Consider the following 8227-nt stretch of genomic DNA (forward strand, 5'->3'; position numbering starts at 1 on the left):
GGAAAAGCCGTCTGGAACCTGAAAACCGGAGATTTCAGTGTCTATCAGTTTAAGATCACTGAGATCGAATACAACACACCGTTAATTTATCAAAGGTTTTGATGTGGACTTCACATAAAGAGCGTATCTGACCACAGTATCTTGCACCTTACACCCAAATTTCACTTCGGGGAGTTCCAGATACGCCAATTATTTATAGCAGCATTACCACGCTTTTTAACTTTCACTCACTAAGAGCACTACTGCCTGGCTCGCTATCGCTTTCCCCTCACCGATATCACCTATCCTCTCATTGGTGGTTGCTTTGATGTTTATCCTCTCCTCCTCAACCTTGAGCACAGAGGCTAACTTCTTCCTCATCTCGCCAATGTAAGGGGAAAGTTTAGGCGCCTCGGCGATGATCACCGAATCGACATTCACCACCCGGAAACGGGAAGAAGAAAGAAGCTCCTCCACCTTGGAGAGAAGAATGAGGCTTGAGATATCCTTATAAGTGGGATCGGAATCGGGAAAGTGTTCCCCAATATCCCCCAACCCCAATGCGCCGATTATGGCGTCCATTATTGCATGGATGAGGACATCGGCATCGGAATGCCCGAAAAGCCCCTTCTCAAAAGCTATCTCCACCCCTCCCAAAATGAGCTTCCTTCCAGGAACGAGGGGATGAATATCGTAACCTATTCCTACCCTGAACTCGCTCATACCCCCTCCTTGAGTAGAAGTTCAACCATCTTCAGATCCTCGGGGGTAGTAACCTTTATATTGAGGTAACTACCGGGAACGATAGCAACCCTCCCCCCCATCACCTCAACGAGTGAGGCGTCATCGGTAGCGGAAATGCCCTCTTTATCCGCCCTCTTATAGGCTTCTTTTATGATCTGGTAGCGAAACGCCTGAGGGGTTTGCGCTCTTGCCAACCTCGTTCGATCAACCGTGCGAAGGATGTATCCCCCTTCCACCTCCTTCATCGTATCCAGCGGAGGGATGGCGGCAATAGCTGATCCCACCTCTCTCGCCCTTCCCACCACCTGGCTGATGAGGGAGGGAGAAACGAGGGGTCTCGCTCCATCGTGGATTACCACCAGTTCCGTATCCGGAGGAAGAGCAGAAAGACCTACCCTCACCGAATCCATCCTCTCCTTCCCTCCGGGGAGGACCTTCCTCACCTTCTTAAGCTTGAACGAGGGAAAAAGATCCCGGCATCGTTCGAGATAGTCTTGATGAACGAGCACGATCAACTCATCCACATCAGGGCATTTCTCAAACCTAAGGAGGGTATGAACGATAAGGGGCACTCCCGCCACCTCGAGAAAGGCTTTGGGGATCCCCTTACCTAAGCGGATTCCCTTCCCTGCTGCCGGGATAATAGCGATCACCTTGCCCATCTTTTCGAAAACAATTTATAACTTTAACTCAGCTGAAGTCAAGGAAATAAAAATCGCTCCCTTCCGGGCGAGCTACCCAAAAGGGAGCATAAAGCAGAGCAAGAGTAATGAGCCACTACTGCCTTGGCGGTATATTCCTCCTCATCTGAGGATTCCTCATATTGCGACGCTTGCTAAAGGAACGCCTGACCATCTGTCCCAATCTCTTTTCGAATTCGCTCTTGAAGAGAAGGAGCTTGGCTTGCTGTTCCAGGGTGAGCACCTTGGAAAGCTCGGCTTGTTCCCTCCGGGAGAGGTTTATGAACGCATCGTTCAGCCGGTTTACTTTATCCACCAACTTGGCAAGGGTCTTAGGATCGGTTTTTTCGGCACGGAGTGCCTCTCTCAGCTTAAGGAGCGTCTCCCTCTTCTGCTTGATCAGGTTCTCACGCTCGTTGTCGTACCTGTTTAAGATGGGGAAGAACCGGGCAGCGGTCTTCTCATCGAGGTTTAAAAACTCGGTGAGCCGCCACATCCTGAGCATCCGCATCCTCTCTCTGAGCTCGCTCCTTCTCGCCATCATCTGCTTCGGTTGGGCGTAGGTAAAGACCGCCCCCGCCATCAAAGCCCCGATCACAAATAGGGAGCTAAGTAAAATAACCCTCTTTCTCATTTTCCTTCCTCCATTTTGGGAAATAAATCTTTAGCTAAGGCATCAGCGGTTTCGTTCACCAGCTTCTCATAATCGCTTTCCGATAAACCGGCAAGGGCAACCACCACCTGGGGACCGGAAACCGCTGATATTTCTTCAAGGTAGAACTGGTAGAGTTCGGCTTCACCATCAGCCAATTCGTTATCTATCTCGGTAAGGAGGGTATCCTCATCAACCAGAGAGATAACATCTTCAAGAGGAACGGTGATATCGGTCAGCTGAATGAAATCCCCCACCTCCTCTACCTTGGGTTGGGGATGAGGAGAAGTGAGCCAGAGAAAGCCGATGATGAAGAAGATGGCAACAAGGGAGGCTACTGCAGCAAACCGGGGAACACGGGCAAGAAGGGAAACCCGCTCCTCCTTCCTCATCCTATCCCAAAGGGATGCCATAAACTGCTCCTCCGAATAGGGAAAGGGAGGTGGAGATGGCTTCTTGGAGAGAAGAGTACGAATCTCCTTAAGAGAGGAAAGCTCCTTCCGGCATCTCTCACATCCCTCTAAATGGTTCTCCACCCTCTTCCTCTCTTGCTCGGAAAGCTCTCCCTCGAGATAGGAGGCAAGTTTTTTACGGAAGAAGATGCAACGAAACATCTCTCACCTCTTTTTAATGATCTTCTTAAGGTTTACCAGGGCAAAGTGATAATTTGCCCGGGCAGTAGCCGCCGAAGAGCCCATAACCTCGGCTATCTCGGCAAAATCCATACCTTCCCATACCCGAAGTACCAGGGATATCCGCTGCTTCTCGGGAAGCCTCTCAACCGCGGAAAGGAGCGCCTTTTTCCTTTCGCCAGCAAGGGTGCTTTTTTCCGGGTTATCGAGAGCAGGAAGCTTCGGGGAAAGGGGAACCCACTTCCTCCCTTTTTTCGCTCGAAAGTGGTTCTTCGCCTCGTTCACCGCAATCCGGTAGAGCCAGCTTTTAAAGCTCCCTTCTCCTCTTAGGTTGGAAAGCTTCTGCCACATCTTAACGAATACCTCCTGGGTTAAATCTGCTGCCTCCATATAATCAGCTACCAAACGGTAGAGGAGATGGTAGATCGGCTTGCGATATCTTCTCACCAACTCCTCGAAGGCGCTCTCATCACCATTCTTAGCACCGGCAATCAGCTTCTTCTCATCCACCGAGCTACCTCACCTATATAGACACGAATTATCCCTCAAATGTTAAAAAAGGAAATTTAATCATCCTTATATATGGAGAGGAGATGGGAGGCGAGTTCCCTTATATCCCTTCTCAGTTCCTCGGGCTCCAGAACCTCGGCATCCTTGCCGAAGCCGAGGATCCAACGCATTATCTCGGTCGTCCCCTTGACATTGACCGTATAGACGATGTCTCCTCCAGGGAGCTCCTCGATCCTTTCGGTGGGATGATGACGGCTTTCCCTGAAGATGGGGGCTATCCTTTTGGAAAAACGGATCTTCACCAGGCAAGGTTTTCCCTGGTAAAGCTCCCAGGACGAGGAGAAATAATCCTCAACGGAGAAATCCCGCGGGTAGAGGAAGCGCTCCTCCGTCTCCACCAAATCGGAGATCCGCTCCAATCGAAAGAGGCGCACCTCCTTCCGCAGATGGCAATAACCCAGAAGGTACCAGCAATGACGGCGGAAGACAATCACATAGGGATCGATCTTCCTGAGGACCGGCTCCTCCCTCCCGATGGCTAAATAGCGGAAGATAACCCTCTTTCGTGAGGTTATCGCCCGCTCTAATCGAAAGAAGATGTCCCGTATCCTTTTTTCATCCTTTACATAAGCCTTAGGAAGATGGACTACCCCTGTTTTATCGGGGACATCCCCTCCTCCTAAAGCCCTTTCCAAGATTTTAGCGACCGCTGAGCGGAGCTTCTCCCCCCATACGGGGATGTTGGATCCCGATGAGGCAACCGCTTTGAGGGCGAGAACCTCGTCCAAGGAGAGTTTAAGTTCCATCGGGAAGCGGGATTTCTCTATCTGATATCCATTCTCGCCAAAGTAGATGGGGATGCCTATCTGCGAGAGCTCGCTTATATCGCGATAGATGGTGCGCTCGCTCACCCCACATTTTTCAGCCAGGGAAAGTGCATTGTGATGGGGAGAACCTCTTATTAATTCTATGATTTTAAAAAGACGGGCAGCTCGCGACATCACATCCTTATCAATTTAAGGGTTTTGCTTCTTTTTCCTGATAATAACAAAAAACGCCTCACCGATCAGCCAAAAAGTGAGGGCAAGGATGATGAGGGAGACTATAAGAGGTGCTTTCTCCCCTTTAGAGGCGAATCGAAAGAGCTGGTTGAACATCGCCCAGAGGGTGATCGCCATCATAAAAAGCATAGGAATAAGGACGGGGAGAGTGGGTTTTCCTCTTTTGACGAGAAAGACAAAAACGGTGAGAAGGGCTAATCCGGCAAGGAGTTGATTGGTGGTACCGAAGAGCTGCCATAAAATTAAGCCGGCAGGCTTCCCCCCCACCTTGAGCAGGGCAAAATAGGCGATGGATAAGACAGCGATGATCGAAGAGAGATAGCGGTTGGTGAGCGCCTTTACCCTGACCCCCCTTCCCAGCTCCTCCACGGTGTAGCGGAGGAGCCTCGTTGCGGAATCGAGGGTGGTGAGGGCAAAGGAAACCACCATCACCGCGAGCAGGGTGGAGATAAGGGAAGAGGGAAGACCAACCGAGGAAACAAGATGGCTTGCTCCACCGATGAACGCCTTCAACTTGGGAGCAAGGGCGTTTGCCTTGGCGAAGGAGGCATAATGGATCTGCCAATCAGTCCGGGAGAGCCCGGAAACACAGGAGACGATCACCAGCATCGCCAGCACCCCTTCGGTCAACATCCCGCCATAGCCGATGAACAAGGCATCCCTTTCCGAGGCGAGCTGTTTCGAGGTGGTCCCGGAAGCAACCAAGGAGTGAAAGCCGGATATCGCCCCACAGGCAACGGTGATGAAGAGAAGGGGAAGAAGGGAGGGAAGCTCACCCACCCGATTGATGGCTGGCGCGGATACCTCAGGACGAGCCACCAGAACACCGAGAAGAATAAGGATCAATCCAAGGTACAAGAGGAAGGAGTTCAAATAATCCCGTGGTTGGAGGAGAAGCCAAACCGGAAGGACAGAGGCGAGAAAGGCATAGCCGAGGAGGATGAAAACCCAGTTTCCCTTAGATATAAAGAGTATTGGATGGTTTACCCCGATAAAAAGGAAGAGGAAGGTGAGAAACAACCCAAGCAAGGTAGCGGGAAGTATCTTCACCCCTCGTCGGTAGATGAGGTACCCGATAAGGATGGCAATCCCCATCAGAGAGACGATGGGAACGATGGATTCAGGGTACATCCTTTCCCCATTCTCCCCCACGGTGAAGAGGATGGCGATGATATAGACGAAAACCCCCATCGCCAAGGATAGGAGGAAATAGATGATGAGAAGGAAGAGTATCCAGGCACGCTTGCCGATGAGCTCCCGACTGGCATCCCCGATAGAACGCCCCTGGTAGCGAAGGGATAGGGCAAGCGAGGAGAGATCGTGTACTCCTCCGATCAATATCGAGCCGAGAACCACCCACAAAAGAGCAGGAAGCCAACCCCAGATAACTGCGATAGCAGGACCCATTATCGGACCGAGGCCAGCTATTGAGGCGAAGTGATGTCCAAAAAGGACCTCCTTCGGCGCGGGAACATAATCGATACCGTCATTCACGAGGACAGCAGGGGTATTTCTCTCCGGGGTCAGAGAGAATACCCGGCGGGAAAGAAACCTTCCATAGGTAAAGTAAGCGATAACAAACGAAGCTAAGGTAATTAAAACGATGAAGACTGCGTTCATCTCACCTTGAGCTGAGGCTATTTAAGCCGATAATTGAAGGAAAAGAATAGGCTCATCCCTCCTAAGTTATCCTCCCCATAGTAATGGGAGACCCCACCTTCTCCAATCATATTGGGGAGATAGGTCCATCTACCCTCAACGGAGAAACTCATCCTGCTCCGCTTCAAAAACTCCAATCCGAAAAGGAGGAAGAAACTAACCTTGTTCATCTCAAACTTGGGGATGGATACCTTAGCCTGAGAGGTCTCCTGGTAACGGAAGAACCCCATCCCTCCCCCCACATAGGGGGAGAACTTCTCCTTCCGATATAACTGATATCCTCCACCAGCGGTAACCGCGAGTATCGAGGAAGTAAGCGGAATATCGGTCCTGAAGATCTTGCTTCCAGAGACGAAGACCCGACTTCCCGATTTTTTGAAATAGTCCACCCCTCCGGTGAGAAAAAGGCCATAGGGAAGGTCCACCTTTGCCCCTGCGCCGTAGATAAAGCCACCAGGGCTACCGGTCACTGCCCGGAAGCTTTCCTTGGCATAAAGAAGATAGGAATAACCCACCTTACCGGAAAGGGAAATACCCTTAATACCGGAAGAAAAGGCACAAGCAGAAACAGAAATAAGGAGTAATCCTCCTATTGCCAATACCTTTTTCACTTTTTCCCCCTATTTGTTTATTCCAAGACCAATAAGAAGGTTCTTCGCGTTCACCAAGCCGTAACCGTATTCCTTATCCTTGCCCGGATCGCCTAAATCGGTCGCCGTGTAGCGAAAGGCGTCATAGATTACAGCGGGATCATCGACCCCGTAAAGGGATATGAGAAGGGCAGCCAATCCTGCCACATGGGGGGCAGCTGCCGAGGTACCGGAAGCGAAATAGTAGGCAAACTTGGTGTAATTGGGCACGAGAAAGGACTGGGCTAATACCCCGTCGGGATAGCTATCGTTATTGGCATCAGCGGAGAGGTCCCCCCCTGGAGCAACCACATCAAGCCCCTCCCCCCGGTTGGAGTAGGGGGCGACCTCCCTGTTGTAATCGACCGCGCCAACAGCCAGCACTTCGGGATAGCGGGCAGGATAATCGACATCCTCGGGCGTTGGGGTTGCCTGGGCTTCATTCCCCGCGCTTGCCACCAGAACCACTCCATTCTGATAGGCGAAGCTGACCGCATCCTTCCCCGCCTGGGAATAATCAGGACCTCCCAAGCTCATATTTATCACCTTTGCCCCGTTTAGAACAGCGAACCTTACCGCTTCCGCTAAATCGGCAAAGGTTCCTTCTCCTGCCCAGTTGAGCACTCGAAGGGGCATAATGGAGGCGTTGAAGGCGATCCCTGCCACCCCCATCCCATTATTGGTCGTCTCCGCGATCACCCCGGTGACGAAGGTACCGTGCCCAAAGAAGCCCGCTCCTTCATCGTTTGGATGTTCGTCCCGATCGACGAAGTCATAGCCGGGGACAAAGTTGGTCCCGGAAAGGTCCGGTGCCTTAGCGAAACCATTATAATCCTCATAGGCGACCCCGGAATCGAGCACCGCCACAATTACACTTGGGTCAGCACCGAAGGAGAGGTCCCACCCTTCAGGAAGGTCTATTTGGGTAAAATGCCACTGGTAGTTGAAGTATGGATCGTTAGGGGTGAAATGAGCGTACACATAGTAATTTGGCTCGGCATAGACCACATCCGCCCTCTTCTTAAGGAGAGAAACCGCCTCCTCAACCTTCACTCCCCGAGCAAGCTTCACCCGTTCGAAATCGGCGTATTCCGAGACCCTCTCGATCTTCCCTCCAAGCAGGCGCACCACCCTCTGCACATCTTTAGCCCTTACCTCGGGAACAAATTTTACGATCACCTCACCAGGGACATACCTTCTTTCACCCCGATGAAGGATCATCCTCATACCATAAAGCTCTGCCTCCCTCCCTGGAAAAGCAGGAGGAGTAAAGCCAATTCCTTCTGTCATTCTGAAAAAGAGCCTTCCCCCCAAGGGTGGTCTGGGAGGAGCAATCCCGTCATCATTTACAGGCAGGAAGAAAAGGAGTGAAAAGACCAATATACCAAAAGAAGCGATCACCTCTCCCTTAAACCTCATCTAACGCCCCCTTTCATTAAAACTGATAGCCAAAGGTGAACCCCATACCGAGATCGCCCAATCCCTTCTGGTAAGAAAGGGAAAAATCGAACAACATCCCCCTCCCCCTGAGCCCTAAACCACCAGCAACGAGAAAACGGGACAGCAAGGGATCGTCCGAAGCGAAATTATAACTCGCCCCACCCCTCACCGCTATCGTTCTTCCTTTAAACCACTTCTCAGCGCCGAAGGAAAGCTCCCTCATCCTGGGACCCACATCCCC

10 protein-coding genes are annotated in these 8227 nt (G+C 51.4%); all 10 read right to left on the bottom strand.

What is annotated here, in order from left to right; genetic code table 11:
* Window positions 1–216: 216 nt before the first annotated feature.
* The gene (locus tag J7L64_04300; GenBank protein MCD6451562.1) at window positions 217–702 is read right to left on the bottom strand and encodes a 2-C-methyl-D-erythritol 2,4-cyclodiphosphate synthase; all 486 of its coding nucleotides are present in this window, start codon (window positions 700–702) and stop codon (window positions 217–219) included.
* Entirely contained in the window at window positions 699–1385 is a 687-nt protein-coding gene (gene ispD, locus J7L64_04305; GenBank protein ID MCD6451563.1) for a 2-C-methyl-D-erythritol 4-phosphate cytidylyltransferase, read from the bottom strand. Before ispD ends, J7L64_04300 begins: the two co-directional genes overlap by 4 nt.
* A gap of 115 nt (window positions 1386–1500) precedes the next feature.
* On the bottom strand, window positions 1501–2037 hold the full coding sequence (locus tag J7L64_04310) for a periplasmic heavy metal sensor (GenBank protein ID MCD6451564.1): 537 nt from the start codon (window positions 2035–2037) through the stop codon (window positions 1501–1503).
* Window positions 2034–2669, bottom strand: coding sequence for a zf-HC2 domain-containing protein (locus J7L64_04315; GenBank protein MCD6451565.1), 636 nt, complete (start codon window positions 2667–2669; stop codon window positions 2034–2036). Before J7L64_04315 ends, J7L64_04310 begins: the two co-directional genes overlap by 4 nt.
* A 3-nt stretch (window positions 2670–2672) precedes the next feature.
* The gene (locus tag J7L64_04320) at window positions 2673–3197 is read right to left on the bottom strand and encodes a sigma-70 family RNA polymerase sigma factor (GenBank protein ID MCD6451566.1); all 525 of its coding nucleotides are present in this window, start codon (window positions 3195–3197) and stop codon (window positions 2673–2675) included.
* Window positions 3198–3253: 56 nt separating this feature from the next.
* Window positions 3254–4198, bottom strand: a complete 945-nt coding sequence (locus J7L64_04325) for a transcriptional regulator (GenBank protein ID MCD6451567.1) — start codon at window positions 4196–4198, stop codon at window positions 3254–3256.
* Between the two features lie 15 nt (window positions 4199–4213).
* The gene (locus tag J7L64_04330; protein MCD6451568.1) at window positions 4214–5878 is read right to left on the bottom strand and encodes a carbon starvation protein A; all 1665 of its coding nucleotides are present in this window, start codon (window positions 5876–5878) and stop codon (window positions 4214–4216) included.
* 17 nt (window positions 5879–5895) lie between these two features.
* Complete coding sequence (locus J7L64_04335) at window positions 5896–6528, bottom strand: outer membrane beta-barrel protein (protein ID MCD6451569.1); 633 nt, start codon at window positions 6526–6528, stop codon at window positions 5896–5898.
* 9 nt (window positions 6529–6537) lie between these two features.
* Complete coding sequence (locus J7L64_04340) at window positions 6538–7965, bottom strand: S8 family serine peptidase (GenBank protein ID MCD6451570.1); 1428 nt, start codon at window positions 7963–7965, stop codon at window positions 6538–6540.
* A 16-nt stretch (window positions 7966–7981) separates the two neighbouring features.
* The coding region (locus J7L64_04345) for a hypothetical protein (GenBank protein ID MCD6451571.1) at window positions 7982–8227 on the bottom strand (246 nt) is incomplete at its 5' end.

This window comes from Acidobacteriota bacterium, assembly GCA_021161905.1.
In the GTDB taxonomy this organism is placed as follows: Bacteria; Acidobacteriota; B3-B38; order Guanabaribacteriales; family JAGGZT01; genus JAGGZT01.